Origin of the sequence: Streptomyces sp. NBC_01525 (assembly GCF_045040405.1) — a bacterium.
Taxonomy (GTDB): domain Bacteria; phylum Actinomycetota; class Actinomycetes; order Streptomycetales; family Streptomycetaceae; genus Streptomyces; species Streptomyces benahoarensis.
This window is the reverse complement of record NZ_CP109397.1, coordinates 6,129,699-6,148,151: the sequence shown is the minus strand read 5'-3', so window position 1 is coordinate 6,148,151 and position 18,453 is coordinate 6,129,699. Positions and strand designations below refer to the sequence as shown.

Genomic DNA, 18,453 nt, shown 5'->3' with positions numbered 1-18,453 from the left:
TCCCCTTCCCCGGCCGCATGGCGCGGCCGGCGGTCGCCGATGCGGCCGGATCAGCCCTTGATGGCGCGCAGTTGCTGGTAGATGCCGGCGACGAGGATCGTCAGCGGGACGAGGACGACGGCGGTCAGGGTGTGCAGCACATCGCCGATGCGGCCCCAGTACGGCACCAGGCGGCGGCCCGGCACCGTCCAGGCGGCGATGGCGGAGACGGCGCCCGCAGTGAGCAGCGCCGCGGCCAGCGTGAGCCGCGCGGGAAGGGCGACGCCCGCCGCGGTGAGGGTGGCGGCCAGGGCGAGTCCGTAGACACCGGGCACCACCATCGCCAGCCGCTGCCACAGGCTGCCGAAGTGGCGGGAGTGCAGCAGCAGAAGCACGCTCAGCACGCAGGCGCAGGCCCGGGGCGGCCAGCCGTCCGCGGCCGGGGCGGTGAGGAGGGTGGTCAGGCAGGCGACGGAGACCAGGCCCAGGGCCGCGTAGAGACCGGTCATGTAGCTGTCGGCAAGGACGGCCCGGGAGGCGACCTGCTCGGCGGGGTGCGGGGCGATGCCCTCCTGGAGCTGGTCGGCGTTGGAGGGCAGGACCGGCAGCCGCAGCCCCGACAGCCGGAAGCCGAGGCCGGGCACCAGGCCACCGCAGACCAGGACGCAGAGGACGGCGATACCGGCGGCGTGCGCGAGCGGCAGCCCGGCGACGGCTCCGGCACCGCCGACGGCGACGAAGAGGGTGGTGGTCAGCGCGCCGAGGAACAGCGGGGCGCACGCCGCGACGGCCGACAGTGCCAGCACGGAGGCACCGGCCCCGGCCGCGCCCGCCGCCAGCAACCGTGCGCCCAGCAGGACTTCGGGCTCGCCGCCGGACGGCACCAGCGCCCCGGCGAGAGCCATGTAGGGCACGGCCATGGTGCCGAGGACCGCGCCCGCGGCGGCGTCGCCGACGGCGCGGGAGGCGGCACCGGCGCAGACGATGAGCAGCAGCGCCAGACCGGCGCCGATCACGGCACGCATCATGCCCGGTCCGGGCAGCGCGAGGATGACCAGGCCGACGGCGAGCGCGGTTGCGGCGAAGCCGAGGAGCAGTCGGCGGGTGAGTTCGGGCCGCCAGGAGTCGGAGCGCTTGCGCAGCGCCTCGCCCACCCCGTCGACGAGGTCGTCGTAGGCGACCTCGGGCAGCGTCTCGTTGCGGGGGCGGAGGTAGAGGGTCTCGCCGTCGCGCAGTTCCAGGGTGCGCGGGGTGCCCTCGTCGTCCAGCGGGGGCCCGCCCAGACGCTGGACGGCCCAACCACCCTGCTCCAGGCCCTTTTCGTGGAGGTCGTCGCCTGCGTAGTCGACGAGCACCGGCAGCAGGTCGGCGACGGGCACATCGACGGGGACGCCGATGTCGAAGGCCCTGTCGGAGGATCGGACGGTGAGTCGGCACAGGCCGACAGTGGTGTCGCTCACGGCGGCTCGCTCTCTTCGCCCGGAAATCCCTCCGGGCCGACACTGATTGAGGAAAGACTATCGCTGACTGGTTATCGGTTGAGCGACTACGGAGGGTACTCCCGAGGGGTGCGAGGAAATCCGCGGAGGCCCCGGTCCGCCACGTGAAGAACTCCACCGGGAGCGGGTTTTCTGCAAAGGTGCGTATGCGAATTTTTCCGCATTGAGGCGAGGGGGAGCACACCTACCTCCTCCAGCATCAGGCGCCATGAAACCGCCCACGCCGAGCACACCCGCCCCCGTACCACCCCCCTCACTTCCGGAGCGACACCCCTCCATCCCTTTGCTTGAGCACACGACGTCCCCTTTCCGTCCACTCCCCCAGCCCCACCGACATCGAAAGGGGAAGCCTTTCCTGCACCGCGCGGGAAGACGGGAAAGAAAAGGCGCTGTGCACCACCCCCAGGTGGAGGGTTTGGGGTGGCGAATTCTCGGCGCGAAGGGGCAAGAAATGGCGTGAAGAGAGGGTGGGGAATAGACATGGTGCAGAAAAGTGCCCCCACGGGAGATGCCGCGGGGGCGGGGAGGGCCGGGGACGGTACCCGGTGTCCGGGCCATGGCGGTCAGGCGCCGGCGGAGGCCGGGCCCGTGTCGCCGACGGAGGGCGGGCCCACGTCGCCGGTGGTGGCATCCGGAGCGGGGGCCGACAGCCTGCCGGGGCGCCAGCCGCGCCGCTGCCCGCGCGGAACGGCGGCGGCGGCGAGCCCCAGCAGCGCGATCAGCCCCGCCGACACCCCGGCGATCGTCCAGGCACGGTGCTCGGCGTCGCGCGAGGGCGGTTCGGGCAGCCGCAGCGCCATGGCGGGATCGGCGCCGTCGTCGCGGCCCGCGCCGAGGCTGGCGGTGACCGCCGAGCCGGGGTCCACGGTGCCCGAGCCGACCAGGGAGACCGCGCCCTGGTAGTGGTACGCCGTCCGCTGCAGCCGCGACAGAACCTGCGGCGCCGTCAGATCCGGCCGGTAGGACCGGACCAGCGCCGCGGCGCCCGCCACGACGGCCGAGGCGTAGTCGGCTCCGCTGCCGGTGAAGTGGCCCCCGCCGCGCGGCCCGACGCTCACGACGTTGTCGCCGGGGGCCGCGAGGTCCGGCGCGGTACGCGGCGGCTGTTGCTGGTCGGGCAGGCCGTCGGGCGGGGCGAGGGCGGCCACAGCCACCACGCCGGGCAGCTGTGCCGGGTAGGCGGCAGGCGCCGCCTTGCCGCTGTCGAGCTGCTGGTCCCCGTAGGCCGGGGCGACGATCAGGACGTCCTTGGCGCGGGCCGCCTGCACCGACGCCGTCAGCTCGGCACTGCCGGACGCCAGCGCCACCGGCACCTCGATCACCTGCGCGCCGCCCGCGACGGCGGCGTCGATCCCGGCGGCAAGATGGCCCGGGGTGGTGGTGCCGTTGTCGGCGGTGGCGCGGACGGACAGGATGTGCGTGCTGGGGGCGATCCCGGCGAAGCCCGCGTCGTCCGGTTTCGCGGCGGCGATCAGCCCCGCGACGAACGTGCCGTGGCCGACGCAGTCCTTGCCGGCCGAACCGCCTCCGGCGACATCAGGACCGGCCTCGACCCGGCCGGCCAGCGCGGGCGTGCCGTGCGCGTCGACGCCGGTGTCGATGACGGCGACGGTCGCGCCGTCGCCCTCGGTCAGGTCCCAGGCCAGTTCGGGGCGGAGCACGTTCTGCGCCCACGGCCGCCCCGAGATCTTCTTGGCGGAGGGCTTGGTGCAGGAGCTGTCCTCCAGTCCTCGGGGGATGGGCGGCAGCGAGACGTCTCCGGGCCCGTCGGCCGCAGCCGGGGCGGCAGCTGCGGCCAGCAGGCCGAAGGCGGCGAGGAGCATCAGGGCCCGTCGCCCGCCCGTGAGCCGGGGGCGGATGCCCCCGCGGGCGGTGAACCGGGCAGTGCTCTCGCGGCAGTTGTCCACCAGCGGTGTTCCCTACGTAGTCGTCACCCGTCGCCGCGCATCCCTGCGCGGGGTGCGCGGTCGTGACCGTGGGCGGGACGCGGTCCCCGTCCGCCACGGACCCCCATTCACCCAGTTCCGGGCCGCCCGCCACCACCTACAAGTGGGGGGTATGGAGCGGTGATTTCCGGTCGGGGTGTCCGGTGCCCGCCCGCGGTGGACGGCGGGCGGGCATCAGAGGTGACAGCAAACCCGGCCGTTCAGAGGTTGGCACTCGCCAGATCCTGCGGCAGCAGTCGCCGCAGCTCCTCCACCCCCGCCTCCGGCATCCGGCTCAACCGGCTCGCCTGCCGGGTGACCATCGCCTCCATCACCTTGCGGGCGTAGCGGGCGTTGCCGAAGTCCTCGCCGCGTTCGACCTGCTCGAAGTGGCGGCGCAGGCCCTCCACCGTTTCAGGGACGCATGCGTAGCCGTCCCGTTCGCAGGTGCCGAGGACGATGGAGAGGAGTTCGTCGGTGGTGTAGTCCTCGAAGTGGACGGTACGGGAGAAGCGGGACGCCAGGCCCGGGTTGGAGGCGAGGAAGCGCTCCATCTCGCCGGAGTATCCGGCGGCAACCACCGCGACGTCACCGCGGTGGTCCTCCATCAGCTTGACGAGGGTGTCCACCGCCTCCTGCCCGAAGTCGTTGGAGGCGCCGCCGGACGGGGTGAGGGTGTACGCCTCGTCGATGAACAGGACGCCGCCGCGGGCGCGGGAGAAGACGTCGCGGGTCAGTTGTGCGGTGTGGCCGACGTACCGGCCGACGAGGTCGGCGCGGGCCACCTCCACGAGCTGGCCGCGTGGCAACACGCCGAGGGAGCCGAGGAGTTCACCGTAGAGCCGGGCGACGGTGGTCTTTCCCGTGCCGGGCGGTCCGGCGAAGATCAGGTGGTGGCCGACGGAGGTGGCGGGCAGTCCGGCCGCCTGCCTCCGGCGCGCCGTGCCGAGGAGGTTGACCAGGTCCTCGACCTCGTTCTTGACCGCTTCCAGGCCGGTCATGGCGCGCAGCCGTCCCAGCACCTCGTCCAGTGCCTCGTTGTCGTGCTGGACGGTGCCCGCGCCGACCGCGGCGGCCGCCTGCTTGCCGACGTCGGACGGGACGAAGGTCGTCAGATCGTCCTGGGACACCTCGGCCATCTCCGCGAGCCGGAACGCCTGCCGGTCCACCATCTCCTCGAACACCTTGCGGGCGGCGCGCGCATTGCCGAACGACTCGTCCTTGTGCATCCGCTCGAAATGCACCGCGAGCGCCTTCTCGGTCTCCTCCGCGAGGGTGTAGCGGTGCGCCTCGCACTGGTTGCGCACGATGGTGACCAGCTCGGGAACGGTGTAGTTCTCGAACTCGATGGTGCGGCTGAAGCGCGAGCCCAGGCCCGGGTTGGAGTCGAGGAAGTTGCTCATCTGGGAGGTGTATCCGGCGGCGATGACCACCACCTCGTCGCGGTGGTCCTCCATCAGCTTGACGAGGGTGTCGACGGCCTCCTGGCCGAAGTTGGCGCCGCTGCCCTCCTGGGCGGTGAGGGTGTACGCCTCGTCGATGAAGAGAACGCCGCCCAGCGCCTTCTCGAAGACCTCGGTGGTCTTCAGCGCCGTACCGCCGACGATCTTGGCGACCAGGTCGGCGCGGGAGACCTCCACCAGATGGCCGGAGCGCAGCACGCCGAGCGCGGCGAGGATCGAGCCGTAGAGCCGGGCGACGGTGGTCTTGCCGGTGCCGGGCGGGCCCGCGAAGACCACATGGCGGGAGTTGTTCGGCACCGGCAGCCCGGCCTCGCGGCGGCGGCGGGCCAGCCGGTTGAGGTTGACGAGCATGTTGACCTGCTCCTTGACGCCCTGGAGGCCGACCAGTGCGTCGAGCTTGGCCAACGGCCCCCGGGTGTCGACGCCACCGCCCGGGCCCGCGGCGGCCGCGGCCTCGCCCCAGATGTCCGGGTCGGCGTTGTCGCCGCTGGTCAGGTCCTCGACGCTGATCTCGCCGTCGGGTGAGGTCTGGCGGACGCCCGCGCCGCCGTTGCCGGTGACGGTGCAGCCGGTCACCCGGACCCGCTTGTCGGTCTCGACGCGGGCGCCGTCCCCGGCGTTGTCGGTGAGGCGGCAGCCGTTGAGCGCGCCGCGCGCCTTCGGGCCGACCCGTACGCCGTTGGCCTTGGCGTCGTGCACCCAGGTGCGGACGGCGGTCAGTTCGGCCTCCTCCTCCAGCGCGACGCCGTCCTCCCCGGCGGCGGCGATCTCGCAGTCGAGGAGGGTGGCGGCGGCCCGCGGCCCGACGAGGACGCCGGCACGTTTGGCGCCGCGTACGGCGGTGGCCTGAAGGGTGGGCCGGGCGCCCTCGGCGAGGGAGACGCCGCACCGGCCCGCGCCGGTCAGCTCGCCGTCCTCGATCTGGGCGCGGCCGGTGGACCGCACCTCCAGGGCATGGCCCTCCGGGTCGGTGACGGTCACCCGGCGCAGCACCGGCGCGGCCTGTCCGTCGATGAGGATGCCGGTGCCCTTCGCGGCGGTGATCTCGGCGCGGTCCACGCGGGCCGCGCCGTCCCCGGCGAGCAACAGGCTCTCCGCCGCGCAGCCGCGGAGCGTGAGACCGGTGAGGACCGGCGCGGCGGACTCCTCGGCCACCACGCCGGAGCCCGCGGCGTCCTCGACGACGCAGTCGGTGAAGGTGCCGCGGGCGTGCCCGGTGACGACGATGCCGTGGCCGTCGCTGCGCTCGACGCGTACGCCGCGCAGAACCGGGTCGGTGTCACCGCCGAGCGTCACGCCGTGGCTGGAGGTGCCGCTGACCGTGCACTCCTCGACCGTGACCTGGGAGGTGGTGGACAGATGCAGGCCGATGACGGTGTCGCGCAGGTGGCACCGGGCGATGCGGGTGGCGCTGTCCTCCTCCAGCGCGACGGCCGGTTTGCCGGTGGTGGTCAAGGTGCAGTCCTCGACGGTGCCGCGGGCCCGGCCGTTGGCGAGGACGCCGTTGCCGCGGGCGTCGCGCACGGTGCAGCCCCGCACGACCGGGTCGGCGTCCTCGCCGATCACCACGCCGGAGCTGCCGAGGCGTTCGAGGAGGCAGTTCTCGATGATGCTGGGGGCGCGGGAGATGTCGACGATCCCGGCGCCCGCCTGGTTGACGACATGGCAGTTGCGCATCGCCAGCGAGCCCTCCTCGCGGGAGAGCAGCGCCGTCCAGGACGCGCCGGTGATCTCGCAGTCGTCCAGGGCGGCCTGACCGCGCGGCACATCGACGACCGGCAGTTCCGTGTCGTCGCTGCGCAGCCGCAGTCCGGAGAGTTTGACGGCCTCGGCCAGCACCTGGACGGCGCTGCCGGTGCGGGGCGCGATGTCGACGGCCGCCCCGGCCTCGTGGGCGACGAGCGTGACCATCTTGGTCACCACGAGATTCTCCTCGTAGCGCCCGGCCCGCACACTGATGACGGCGCCGCTGCGGGCCGCCTGGATGGCTTCTGCGATGGTGCGGTGTCCGTCGACCCCGTCCGGGTCCACGATCAGCAGGTGGCGGGCCAACGCCGCTCCCCCTTCGTCTGGATCGGGTCGGCGACCGTACCGGTCGTGCACCGGGGCGGGTCGGCTCCCTGATTCGGTGTGATGTGTTCGGGCCGTCCGCGCCCGGGGCCCAGGAGGCCGGGCGGCGCGTCGGCCGGTGGCGGCGGAAGACTCCGGAGCGGCGCCGGGTGCGGCGTACCGTTCCGGCTCCGCCGTGCTGACGAAACCCCGGCACGGCACACCCCAAGGGTGCGGCCGTGGGCCGGTGTTGTTCCCTGATGAGACTGCGGCAGCGGGCCCGCCCGGCCCCGGCGCGCCGGGGACTGCTGCCCCGACGGCCTGTGCAGCGGGCGCACCGGGTGCGCCGCGCTGCTGCCGCCGCGAAGTGTACGCGCAATTCCCTTACGGGGAACGGGCGCTGAGCGCCGTACGCAGGGAATTGGCCCGTTCCGTCCCGTCATACGTCCCGGGGTGCGGGACGGTCCCGGGGCGGCCGGGACGCGGTGTCGCCGGGGGTCGGCAGGGTGACGCGGGCGACGGCGCCGGGGGCCGGCCCCCCGCTCTCGATGGCGAGTTCGCCACCCATGCCGTCGACCAGTCCCTTGGTGACGTGCAGGCCGAGGCCCGAGCCCGGGTTCTTCCCGCGTTCCGCGCCCAGCCGGTCGAACGGGACGAACAGCCGGTGCTGGAGATGGCGGGGGATGCCGGGGCCGTCGTCGGTGACGACCAGGGAGAGCCGGTCGCCGTCGGCCCGGGCGGTGCTCAGGACGACGCGGCCGCCGGGGTGGTTGTACTTGATGGCGTTGGTGGCGAGGTTCAACAGGACCTGCCGCAGCCGCCGTTCGTCGCCTATGACGGCCGGTGCGCCCTCCGGCAGCTCGGCGTCGAACGTCACCGACGCCTCGTCCGCCGCGGTGGCCAGCAACCCGTGCACATCGGCGAGGAGTGGTCCGACCGGCACCGGCTCGGCCTGCAGCCGCAGCGCGCGGGCCTCGATGGCGGCGACGTCGCTGAGGTCGTCGACGAGATCCACGAGGTGCCTGGCGGCGGAGCTCATCCGCTCCAGCGCCTCCGCGCTGCGCTCCGGGGTGAGATTGCCGGAGCGCAGCATCTCCCCGAAGCCGACCACAGCGTGCAGCGGGGTGCGGATCTCGTGCCCCAGCGCGGTCATGAACTGCGACTTGGTGCGGCTGTTCTCCTCCGCGTGGCGCTGCGCGATCTCCGCCTCGGCGCGCGCCCGCCGCTCCTCCTCGGCGGCCTTGCGGTCGGTCTCGTCGACGAGGTTGACGCACCAGGAGGCGATGTTGCCGTAGGCGTCGCGGACACCGGAGTACGTCGTCGAGGTGACGATCGGCTCGTCGTCGAGGCGGCGGAAGCGGAGTTCGAAGCGGTGCCGGTCGTCGGGCTCGGCGGCGACGCCGTGCAGCAGGGAGGCGCGGTCCTCGGCCTCCACCAGATCCTGGAAGTAGCGCCCGACCAGGTCGGACGCCTCCCTGCGCAGCAGGGCGCACAGGGCGCGGTTGACCCGCAGCACCCGCCCGTCGAGGCCGAGCAGCGCCATCCCGGCGGCGTTGTCGTCGAAGGCGCGGCGGAAGCGTTCCTCACTCTGCGCCAGGCTGCCGAAGAGCCGGTCGTGGTCGATGGCGACGGCGGCGAGGTGGGTGAAGCGTTCGACGAGATGGCGTTCGTACTCGGTGGGGGTGTGCGGGGTGTCGTAGTAGACCGCGAACGTGCCGAGCACCTGGCCGTCCTTGCCGGGTATGGGCGTCGACCAGCAGGCCCGGACCCCGGCGATGGCGGCGGCCGGACGGAAGTCGTCCCACAGGGCGCTGCGCTGGATGTCGGGCACCACGACGGGCACCGCGGTGTACGCGGCGGTGCCGCACGAGCCCGCGCAGGGGCCGGTGTCCATGCCGTCGATCATCTCGATGTACTTCTGCGGCATGCTGGGGGCCGCGCCGTGGTGCAGCCGCCCGGAACGCTCGTCGAGGAGCAGCACCGAACACTTCGTGCCGGGCAGCAGGTCCTCCAGCGCGCCGGTGACGGCGTCCAGGACGGGCCGCAGCGGTGCGCCCTCCGCCATCATCTCCAGCACCTGGGCGTGGTGGACGAGCAGCTGCGGCATGGCCTCGGTGCCCGGGCCCTCCCCCAGAGAGGCACTCCGATCGAATTCGCGCAACATGACACCTTCTGGGTTTTCAGGGCTCGAAGCGGTAGCCGACACCACGGACCGTGCGCAGCCAGTGCGGGCGGTCCGGGTCGCGTTCCAGCTTGCGTCGCAGCCGGTGGACGTGCTGAGTCACAGTGGCCGGCTCCTGCCAGTCGCTGGAGGACTGCCAGACGTGTTCGAGGAGTTGGTCGCGGGTGTAGACGTGGCGGGGCGAAGCGGCGAGGAAGGCCAGCAGGTCGAACTCGCGGGCGGTCAGCTCCACCGCGTCACCGCGCACCGTGACCGTCCGCGTCGCCCGGTCGATGACCAGGCCCCCGCGGGCGCGCGGTGGCTCGGCGACCGGCTCCTGGACGGGCACGGGCGTCGCGGGCGCGGTCTCGGCCCGGCGGCTGCGGCGCAGCACCGAGCGGACCCGCGCGGCGAGTTCCGCCGGGGAGAAGGGTTTGACGACGTAGTCGTCGGCGCCGAGGTCGAGGCCGATGATGCGGTCCGTCTCGCCGGACCTGCCGGAGACGACGATCACCGGGAGGTCGGCGGAGCGGCGCCGGATGTGGGTGAGGACGTCCAGACCCGCGACGAGCGGAAGGGTGAGGTCGAGGAGGACGACGTCGGGCCGTCCCTCCGCGACGGCGTCGAGCGCCGTCTGGCCGTCGGCGGCCGTCAGCACTTCGAAGCCCTCGGATTCCAGCTGCCATCTGGCCAGCGTCCGGACATCCTCGTCGTCGTCCACCACCAGGACATGAGCATGCGTGCCAGTGCTCGGCAAAGCGCCTCCCCGCATCGATCGAACCGCACTGCGCGGGGTGTCGATCATCTCATTGTTCACCCTTTCGCGTCACCACGCGATCACCTTGAGCGAGCAGTTAAGCAATATTTGATGAACCGTTGCGGTCCAAGTGAGGTGGCCGCACAAGAGTCACTGCCGTGAGTACGAGAACCGCGGACACCGTCGCAGCCGCACTGGCCCAGGGAGCCGCCCGCCACGGCGCCGAGATCTTCCTCGCCGCCGAGACCCCGGAGGGCGGGCAACTGTCGGTCAGCTGGGCCGAGATGGACGCACGGGCGACCCGGACGGCGCGGCTGCTGCGCTCGCTCGGGCTGCGGATCGGTGACCGGCTCAACGTGCACACGGCCAACTGCCCGGAGTTCTACGACCTGTGGTTCGGCGCGGCGCGGATGGGCGCCGTACTCGTCCCGAGCGATCCGCTGCACACCCCGGACGAGCTGGGGTATCTGCTCGCCCGCTCCCGCTGCCATGTCACCGTCGCCCAGGCGTCTTTGCGGGACACCACCGCGCGCGCCTGCGTCCAGGCACCGGACTGCCGCCATCTGCTGGTCATCGGCGGGGACGGGCACGACGCGTTCCACACCGCGCGCGACGCGCAGTCGGACGCGCCGTGGGACCCCGAGCGGGACGGCGCGGGCCCCGGCCCGCACGATCTCCTCGGGGTGCTGCACGCCGCCTCGGGCCCGGGCCCCGCCGAGGAGGTGCCGCTCAGCCATGCCGCGTATCTGGGCGCCGGGCGGAACATCGCGGGTCGGCTGCGGATGCGGCCCGACGACCGTCAGCTGATCGTGCTGCCGCTGTTCCGCGGCAACTCCCAGCAGTACGCGTCGATGTCGGCGCTGGTCAGCGGCGGTTCGATAGCGCTCACGCCGGGCTTCACCGCCGCGCGCTGGGCCGGTCAGGCCGCCACGCTGCAGGCGACGCTCGCCGGGCTGCTGCCCGCGCCGCTGTGCATGCTGCTGGCGCGGGAGGAGAGCGTCTGGGACACCTCGCACGGTCTGCGGGCGGTGATCGCCACGCAGAAGATGTCCGAGGAGCGGACCACCTCGTTCGAGAAGCGCTTCCAGGTCTCCCTGCTCCAGCTGTACGGAATGCAGGAGACCGTCGCCCCGGTGCTGGCGTCCGCGCAGGCCAGACGCCGTAAACGGGAGCGCGGCGCCCCCACGCGGCGGAGGCCGGGCGGCCGCACCGCTCCGGACGGGGCCCGTCGGCCCGGTGCCCGGTTAGGGCACGTCCGGGTGGGCCGCCCTCCGGCAGCGGGCGGGATACCGGGAAGATCATGTGAAATCCGGTCGGCGGACTCCCGCGCCGACCTGCTGTCGTCCCTGAGTGCCGCCGGCTGCCGGCGGCCGAATGAGCGCGCTGAGGCGGAGTGACATGGTCAACGTTGTGGGTATCGGGGGCGGCATCGGCGCATCGCGCCTGTGGCTCACCCTGAACGAGGCACTGGACGAGGCGACACCGGGGCTGCCCTCCCCCCTGACCCTGGTGGTCAACACCGGGGACGATCTCTGGGCACACGGCGTGCGGGTCTGCCCGGACCTCGACACCACGCTGTACGCGCTCAGCGGCCGCCAGGACGTGGAACGCGGCTGGGGCACCAAGGGCGAGACCTGGCGGTGCATGGAGACCCTGCGCGAGCTGGGCAATGACGTGTGGTTCAACCTCGGTGACACCGATCTCGCCACCCATCTGCTGCGGACCTCGTGGCTGCGCGACGGTGTGGGCCTGGCCGAGGTGACGCGGCGGCTGGCGGCGGGCATGGGCCTGCGCTGCCGGGTGCTGCCCGCCACCGAACAGCCCGTCGGCACCCAGCTGTTGTGCACCGACGGCGAGCGCCGCAGCTACCAGGAGTTCCTGGTCCGGGACGCTGCCGCGCCGCGGGTGCACGAGGTGACGTACGCGGGCATCTCCGCGTCCCGCCCGGCGCCCGGTGTGCTGGACGCGCTGGCCGCCGCCGACCTGGTCGTCCTGGGCCCGAGCAACCCGGTGGCGAGCCTCGGCCCGGTGCTGGCGGTGCCGGGGATGCGGGAGGCGCTGCGGGACGTGCGCTGTCCGGTTGTGGCGGTCACCCCCACCGTCAGCCGGGTGCCGTTCGAGGATCCGGGCGAAGCGCGACGGGCGGACAGCAGGCAACGCCTCATGGAGTCCCGGGGCATATCCGCCACCGCCACCGGCGCGGCGGAGCTGATCCGTGACGTGTGCGACGTCTTCGTCCTGGACACCGCCGACGCCCAGGAGGCGGACGCGATCCGGGCGCTCGGCCCCGAGGTGCTGGTCACCCCGACGCTGGCGCACGGCGGCCGGGTCCCCAGGTCGCTGGCCGACGCCGTGCTCGACACGGTGAACGCCGGTCGTCCCGTCCGCGGCGCTGCGATCGGGGGCGTGCGGCGATGACCCTCGTCAGCCCGGAGAACCCGGCGGCCGCGCGGCGACAGCGGCCCGACGGACGGCCGCGCGGTGAGCGGGAGCGGCCGCTGCCCACGACGCCGCCGCGGCCGCGGGTGCGGGCCGCCGGTGACCTCCAGGTCGGCCTGCAGGGCGGCGGCACCGCGGTCGGCACGTCGTTCACCTTCAGCGGTCTGTCGCACGGCGGCGAGCATGTGGCGCTCGGCTTCGGCGCGGTACCGGCGGGCGGCCGGGTGCCGCTGGTGGGCGTGCACAGCGAATGCCTCAGCGGGCAGGTGCTGGGCGCGCTGCACTGCGACTGCGCGGCCCGCCTCCAGCAGACCATCCGCGCCGTGCACGACGCCGGTGGTGTCCTGCTCTATCTGCGGCAGACCGGCCGGGACTTCGGTGCCGTCGGCGCCCTCGACAGCTGTGCCCGGCGCCAGTCGTCGGTGGCCGCCCCGCAGTACCGCGCGGAGCGGGAGAACGGCAGCCGGATCGTCGCCGAGATGCTGACCGCGCTCGGCCTCTTCCGGATCGCGCTGCTGACCTGCCATCCGGACTGGGCGGCGCCGGTCGCCCGGTATGGCATCGTCGTCGAACGGGTGACGCCCGCCACGGGCGCGCCCCGCCCCGCCGAGGCTCCTCCCCGGCAGCCCGTCGCGTCCGCCGGGGAGGGTTTCCTCACCCCCCGCGAACACGAGGTGCTGCGCCGGGTCGCGCTCGGCCAGAGCAATCCGGAGATCGCCACCGCCATGTACATCTCCCGCAACACCGTCAAGAGCTATCTGCAGAACGTGCTGCAGAAGCTGAACGCCCGCAACCGCGTGGAGGCCATCGCTCGCGCCCGTGAGTGGGGAATCCCGCTGTGAACCCGGCCTCCGCGTCCGGCTTAGGGCATGTCCGTACCGGCCCGGCGGGCCCCCGCGGGCACCGGTACGGAACACCTCCCCGTCCTCCCTCCCCCGGAGCGTCGGCGCCATCGGCAGGGCGCGCGCCGCCAGGAAGTCCAGGAAGAAACGTGAAGGAATATCCCGGTTTTCGGCAACAACCGAGTGAGCAGCGATGAACGTCCAGGCCGTCTTCCCCGTCCTGCAGGAGCGCGCGGATGATCTCGCGGTGCTCCGGCAGATGCTGACGGACGACCGGCTGGGCCCGGCGCGGTTCGCCTTCCTTTCCGGGCCGACCGGCTGCGGTAAGTCGGAGCTGCTGCGCACCTTCGCCCGCCAGGTCACCCACGACGGCGGCACCTACCTCGGCGCGACGGCGTCGCGGACCGAGCATCTGGTGCCGTTCGGCGTCTGGGCGCAGCTCTTCCGCGGCGCGGCCGGCCTGCTGGACGATGCGCAGCGCCACGCCGCGGCGGGCGAGGCCCCGGGCGACGGCAGCGTCCCGCTGTCGGCGCAGGTCGTCAACACCCTCTGCCTGCCGCTGCTGGACGCCGTCGAGCAGCTGCCCGGCCCGGTCGTGCTCGGCATCGACGACTTCCAGCACGCCGACGCGGTGTCCCTCCAGTGCCTGGCGGCGGTGGCCCGGCGGCTCGGCACGAAGCCGGTGCTGATCGTCCTGGGCGAGGCCCCCGACCTCCCGTCGGCGCAGGCCGTGCTCCAGGCCGAACTGCCCCTGGAGCCGCACTCCCGGCGGCTGCGGCTGCGGCCGTTGTCCCGTCCGGCCGTACGGGACCTGCTGACCGAACACCTGGGCGCGGCGGCGGCCGAACGGCTCTCCGACGCCTGCTACGACATCACGGCGGGCAACCCGCTCCAGGTCCACGGGCTGATCGCCGACAACCGGTGGTCGGCCCCGGCGGACGGGGCACCGGCCGTCGATTCCGGGTACACCGCGGCCGTCCTGTCGTGTCTGCACCGCTGCGGCGACGAGGCGCAGGCGCTGGCCCGGCACATCGCCCTCCTCGATGACCCGGCCAGTACCCGCGTCCTCACCCAGCTCGCCGGTGTCGACACCACCACGCTGATGCGGACCGTCAACACCCTCAACAACGCGGGGGTCTTGTCGGGCAGCCGCTTCCGGCACGCGAAGGCACGGACCGCGGTGCTGGACAACACCGCTCCGTCGCTGCGGGCCGCGCTGCGCGGCCGGGTCGCGGAGGTGCTGTACCGCGGCGGCGCAGCGCCCGTCACCATCGCCCGTCAGCTGCTGGCCGCCTCGCCCGTACCGGACGGCGACTGGACGGCGGAGATCCTCGACGAGGCCGCCCGGACGGCGCTACGCGACGGCGAACCGGACCTGGCGTACGACTGCCTGGTGCGCGCCCGGGAGCTGGAGCCGTCCGACGAGAAGCTGCGGGCCTCCATCACGGCCACGCTGTTCGACATCGAGTGGCGGACCGATCCGTGCGCCGCCATCCGCGGCCTCCCGGCGCTGGCGCCCGCCCCCGACGGCCTGGACGGAACGGACGAGGGCCTGCGGGCCGCCGTCCCGCTCTGGCTGGACGATGTGGAGTCGGCCGTCGCGGGACTCCAGCGGATCAACGCCGCGCCGGAGGTGTACGCGCCGGGCGCAGCGGCCCATGTCCAGGCGTCGTTGCAGTGGCTGCGGCTGGGCTACCCGTCCGCGACGGGCCGGTGGGAGATGGTCGACGTACCGGAGGGCCCGGACTCCGCGACGCCCTTCGCCGATCCGCTGAGCCCGGAGGTCCAAGGGGCGGTGCTGCTGAGCCGGTTGAGCGGGACCGGCCCCGACACGGCCCTCGCCGACGAGGCCGAGCGGCTGCTGCGGCGCTACCGGCTCAACGAGCGCAGCTTCGCGGTCCTGCTCTCCGCGCTGATCACGCTGGTCTACTCGGACCGGCCGGACGCCGCCGACGCGGCCTGCCGTCGGCTGACCGCCGAGGCGCAGCGCATGCCGGCACAGAACTGGCAGGCACTCTTCACCGCCGTACGCGCCGAACTCGCCTTTCGAAGTGGCGAGTTGGCGGATGCCATCCAGCTGGCGCACACCGCCCTGTCGACGATCTCGCAGTACAGCTGGGGCGTGGGAATCGGGATGCCGCTGGGCACCTTGATCACGGCGGGGATCGCGTCGGGGCAGCTGGGGATCGCGCGGCGGGCGCTGCGGGTGCCGGTGCCGGACACGCTCTTCGAGACGCCGATCGGGCTGCACTATCTGCGGGCCCGCGGCCGTCACCATCTCGCGACGGGGCAGCCGCAGGCGGCACTGGACGAGTTCACCACCATCGGCGCGCTGATGGCGGAATGGGCGATGGACGTCCCGGCGCTGGTGCCGTGGCGCAGCGAGGCCGCGTGGGCATGCCTGGCCCTCGGCGACCGGGCCCGCGCCCGCGCCCTGACGCAGGCGCAGCTGGAGCGGTGCACCGCGCTCCAGGCCCGGGCGCGCGGCGAGGCGCTGCGGGCGCTCGCCGCCTGCGGCCCGGCGGAGCGGCGGACCGCCCTGCTGGAGGAGGCCGCGACGGCGTTCGCGGAGTGCGGGGCGCTGCAGGACCGGGCGGCCGTGCTGAGGGAACTGGACGGAATCGAGCGACGGAAAGAGCTGAGCACGTTGGGAGAGCAGACGGTGATGGAGCGTCAGGAAGTCGAGCCGAAGGAGTCGGAGGCGGCACCCCGCGGCCGCTCCGCGACGACACCGTCTGCCCGGAGCGGACCCCGCCCCGGGCAGACGGTGCCCCGGCCCTGCACCACGGCCGCCACGCCGCGGCAGCAGCCGTTCGTCCCCGCCACGCGCCCCCCGCACGGCGCCCGGCCGGACGGTGAGTCCCTTGTACAGGCGAACCTGAGCGACGCGGAGCGCCGGGTGGCCGAACTCGCGGCCCGCGGCCACAGCAACCGCCAGATCGCGGCCCAGCTCTACATCACCGTCAGCACCGTCGAACAGCACCTGACCCGCGTCTACCGCAAACTCCACGTCAAGCGCCGCACCGAACTCACGGCGATGCTGCGGCCCGCAGCCTTCCCCCCGGCGGAGGCGCGAGCGGGGCGGTGACGTGTACGGGCCTCGGTGCGTCGTCGCGGAGGAACACCCCTCCGCGACGACAAGCCGCCACGGGCCCCGGCTCACCCCGTCCGACCGAATTCGACCCGCGTGCAGCGGGTGAGTTCGACGACGAGGTGCGTGGCCGGATGCCAGCGGGAAGCGGAGTGCCCGTACGGCAGGTACCCCTTCGTGGGGATCCGCTCCAGGCTTCCACCACCGGGGCGGTAAAGGTCGCCGTACGACTGCCGCCTCGGTGCGCTGAAGAAGAAACAGAGCCTCGTGCATCCCGGTCGGCCACCCGTCCGCACACCTGACACAACAGGTCGCGCATGGCCCGCCGTTGCCGTACGGGATGCAACTTCCGGTATTCGGGGCGCCTTCCCCGGGGGGGGGCTTCCCGCATACGCGCCCGGAGTACACCCTGCCGGTCCCGATCCCCCGGCGCCTCATCGCGATACCTCAGGCCCGCTCCGCCGCCAGAGCATTCCCCGCCTCTCCGAGGAACTGTGGGGCGGCGGATGCTCCCTCTGGTCCGCCGATACGGATCGCTCCGTGGAGGTGGACGGGGTGACCGTCGAGGAGCGCCCCGCGTCCGAAGGCGTCGCGCACGTCCTGGGGCTGGCGCACGGGGAGCGGTATGCGTTCGCGAGCGCCGGTTCGTGCCACACGGCGGACGGCCGCCCCGTCGAGGTCAATGAGATGACGCTCGATGCCGCGTCGTACGTCCTTGAGTACACCTTCGACAGCTGAGACGGGCGACGACTCTTCACGCCTCGAAGGTCGAACCGAGCGGCACAGCGGCCACAGCCCTCCACGCCGACGACGGCACCCGCCGCCATACACGAAAAAGCCCGCCGATCCAGGTTTCCCCGGATCGACGGGCTTTCCGACAACTGTCGGGACGACAGGATTTGAACCTGCGACCCCTTGACCCCCAGTCAAGTGCGCTACCAAGCTGCGCCACGTCCCGATGCTCGTCCGGCCGGTTCCCCGGCTGACCGCGCATGAGAACAATACCGCATGTCAGAGGGTGCGCGTTGCCATATTCCGGACGGCGGCGCATACCCCGGGCGGACCGCCGTGACCAGGCCGACGACCGCCCGCCGGTCCGTGGCGCCCCGGTCGCTCAGACGCGGGCGTCGAGCCAGGCCAGCAGATCACGCTGGACCTCGTCGCGGTGGGTCTCGTTGAGGATCTCGTGCCGGGCGCCCGGATAGGCGCGCCACGTCAGGTCGTGCACGCCGTGGTAGCGGTAGTCCTCCAGCAGCTCGCTCACCAGCGTCAGGCGCTGGTTGCAGGGGTCCTCGGCGCCGACCGCGAGGTGCACCGGCAGGCCGCGGGGCATCCGGGCGAGGTGCGCCGGATCGTTGACCTTGCGGATCGCGCGTACCCAGTCCAGGGCGAGCCCGACGCAGAACGGGAAGCCGCAGTCCTCGTCGGCGACGTACCGGTCGACCTCGGCGGTGTCGCGGGAGAGCCATTCGTAGCCGGTGCGGTGGGTGAAGGCGTCGTTGAAGGAGCTGAAGGTCCGCGAGATGGAGGCGGACAGCGCGGTGCGGCCCTTCGCCGCGATCTCGGCCTCCAACTCCTCGATGGTGGAGTCGATTTCGATGCCGGGCAGGGTCCGGAACGTACCGGAGAGGATCAGCCCGGCGAGGTCGGCGCCGTACTCCTGGGCGTAGTCGCGGGCGAGCATCGAGCCCATGCTGTGGCCGAGCAGCACCAGCGGGACGCCGGGGTGCTCGGCGGCCGTGTGGTCGCCGAGGCGCTTGAGGTCGGCGACGATCGCCCGCCAGGCGTCCTCGCCCACCACTCCGCGGCCGCCGGTGGACGCGGCGGTGGCGCCGTGCCCGCGGTGGTCGGAGGCGAGGACGCCGTAGCCGCGGGCGGTCAGGAAGCGGGCGAACCGGTCGTAGCGCCGGGCGTGTTCCGCCGCGCCGTGCGCGATCTGGACCAGCGCCCGGGGCCGCCCGGTCTCCGGAAGCCAGGTGTACGCGGCGATCCGGGCACCGTCGGGGGCCTCGTGGAACTCCGGCTGAGGGGCCTGCATGGGGCATCGTCTCCTGACTGCGGGGCGGGGGCCGCCCGGTCCGGCGGCCGCGTCGACGGGGCGCCCGCGCCGACCGCGCCGGATTCCGGCCACCGGACCGGGGCCCCGCCGGTCGCCACTCTCCCCTCCCGGGCGGCACCCTGCCAAGGGCCCCGGCCCGGTGCGTGTTCCCGACCGCCGGGGTGCACCGGGCGCCGGGACGCGGACCGG

11 protein-coding genes and 1 tRNA gene are annotated in these 18,453 nt (G+C 73.4%); 5 read left to right on the top strand and 7 right to left on the bottom strand.

Features of this window, described 5'->3' with window-relative positions; genetic code table 11:
- Window positions 1-50: 50 nt before the first annotated feature.
- From eccD to OG422_RS26705, 5 genes are all read right to left on the bottom strand, one after another.
- Window positions 51-1,439 carry a type VII secretion integral membrane protein EccD gene (gene eccD / locus OG422_RS26725; protein ID WP_405746451.1) on the bottom strand — a complete coding sequence of 463 codons (1,389 nt, stop codon included), beginning with the start codon at window positions 1,437-1,439 and terminating at the stop codon, window positions 51-53.
- A 602-nt stretch (window positions 1,440-2,041) separates the two neighbouring features.
- Window positions 2,042-3,385, bottom strand: a complete 1,344-nt coding sequence (locus tag OG422_RS26720) for a S8 family serine peptidase (RefSeq protein WP_405746448.1) — start codon at window positions 3,383-3,385, stop codon at window positions 2,042-2,044.
- Between the two features lie 239 nt (window positions 3,386-3,624).
- A complete protein-coding gene (locus OG422_RS26715) occupies window positions 3,625-6,918 on the bottom strand; it encodes a right-handed parallel beta-helix repeat-containing protein (RefSeq protein ID WP_405746446.1) in 3,294 nt (1,097 codons plus the stop codon).
- 436 nt (window positions 6,919-7,354) lie between these two features.
- Complete coding sequence (locus tag OG422_RS26710) at window positions 7,355-9,079, bottom strand: ATP-binding protein (RefSeq protein WP_405746443.1); 1,725 nt, start codon at window positions 9,077-9,079, stop codon at window positions 7,355-7,357.
- A gap of 16 nt (window positions 9,080-9,095) precedes the next feature.
- On the bottom strand, window positions 9,096-9,833 hold the full coding sequence (locus OG422_RS26705; RefSeq protein WP_405746441.1) for a response regulator transcription factor: 738 nt from the start codon (window positions 9,831-9,833) through the stop codon (window positions 9,096-9,098).
- A 158-nt stretch (window positions 9,834-9,991) separates the two neighbouring features.
- On the opposite strand from OG422_RS26705, the gene OG422_RS26700 reads away from it, so the two are divergent.
- The 5 genes from OG422_RS26700 (at window position 9,992) to OG422_RS26680 (ending at window position 16,943) form a co-directional block, all read left to right on the top strand.
- Window positions 9,992-11,230 carry an AMP-binding protein gene (locus tag OG422_RS26700; RefSeq protein ID WP_405746438.1) on the top strand — a complete coding sequence of 413 codons (1,239 nt, stop codon included), beginning with the start codon at window positions 9,992-9,994 and terminating at the stop codon, window positions 11,228-11,230.
- Between the two features lies 1 nt (window position 11,231).
- On the top strand, window positions 11,232-12,251 hold the full coding sequence (locus OG422_RS26695; protein ID WP_143940385.1) for a 2-phospho-L-lactate transferase CofD family protein: 1,020 nt from the start codon (window positions 11,232-11,234) through the stop codon (window positions 12,249-12,251).
- Complete coding sequence (locus OG422_RS26690; RefSeq protein ID WP_143940384.1) at window positions 12,248-13,114, top strand: LuxR C-terminal-related transcriptional regulator; 867 nt, start codon at window positions 12,248-12,250, stop codon at window positions 13,112-13,114. Before OG422_RS26695 ends, OG422_RS26690 begins: the two co-directional genes overlap by 4 nt.
- 193 nt (window positions 13,115-13,307) lie before the next feature.
- Complete coding sequence (locus OG422_RS26685) at window positions 13,308-16,202, top strand: AAA family ATPase (protein WP_405746434.1); 2,895 nt, start codon at window positions 13,308-13,310, stop codon at window positions 16,200-16,202.
- Window positions 16,203-16,745: 543 nt separating this feature from the next.
- Window positions 16,746-16,943, top strand: coding sequence for a hypothetical protein (locus tag OG422_RS26680; protein WP_405746431.1), 198 nt, complete (start codon window positions 16,746-16,748; stop codon window positions 16,941-16,943).
- 146 nt (window positions 16,944-17,089) lie between these two features.
- On the opposite strand, the gene OG422_RS26675 is transcribed toward OG422_RS26680, so the two are convergent.
- Window positions 17,090-17,163 (bottom strand) — tRNA-Pro (locus tag OG422_RS26675).
- 156 nt (window positions 17,164-17,319) lie between these two features.
- The gene (locus OG422_RS26670) at window positions 17,320-18,243 is read right to left on the bottom strand and encodes an alpha/beta fold hydrolase (protein ID WP_405746429.1); all 924 of its coding nucleotides are present in this window, start codon (window positions 18,241-18,243) and stop codon (window positions 17,320-17,322) included.
- Window positions 18,244-18,453 lie beyond the last annotated feature (210 nt).

What these genes read in the sequence shown, in the direction of transcription:
- OG422_RS26710 (WP_405746443.1), bottom strand. Translation starts at nt 9,079, where the DNA reads ATGTTGCGCGAATTCGATCGGAGTGCCTCTCTGGGGGAGGGCCCGGGC.
- OG422_RS26695 (WP_143940385.1), top strand. Translation starts at nt 11,232, where the DNA reads ATGGTCAACGTTGTGGGTATCGGGGGCGGCATCGGCGCATCGCGCCTG.
- OG422_RS26690 (WP_143940384.1), top strand. Translation starts at nt 12,248, where the DNA reads ATGACCCTCGTCAGCCCGGAGAACCCGGCGGCCGCGCGGCGACAGCGG.
- OG422_RS26685 (WP_405746434.1), top strand. Translation starts at nt 13,308, where the DNA reads ATGAACGTCCAGGCCGTCTTCCCCGTCCTGCAGGAGCGCGCGGATGAT.
- OG422_RS26670 (WP_405746429.1), bottom strand. Translation starts at nt 18,243, where the DNA reads ATGCAGGCCCCTCAGCCGGAGTTCCACGAGGCCCCCGACGGTGCCCGG.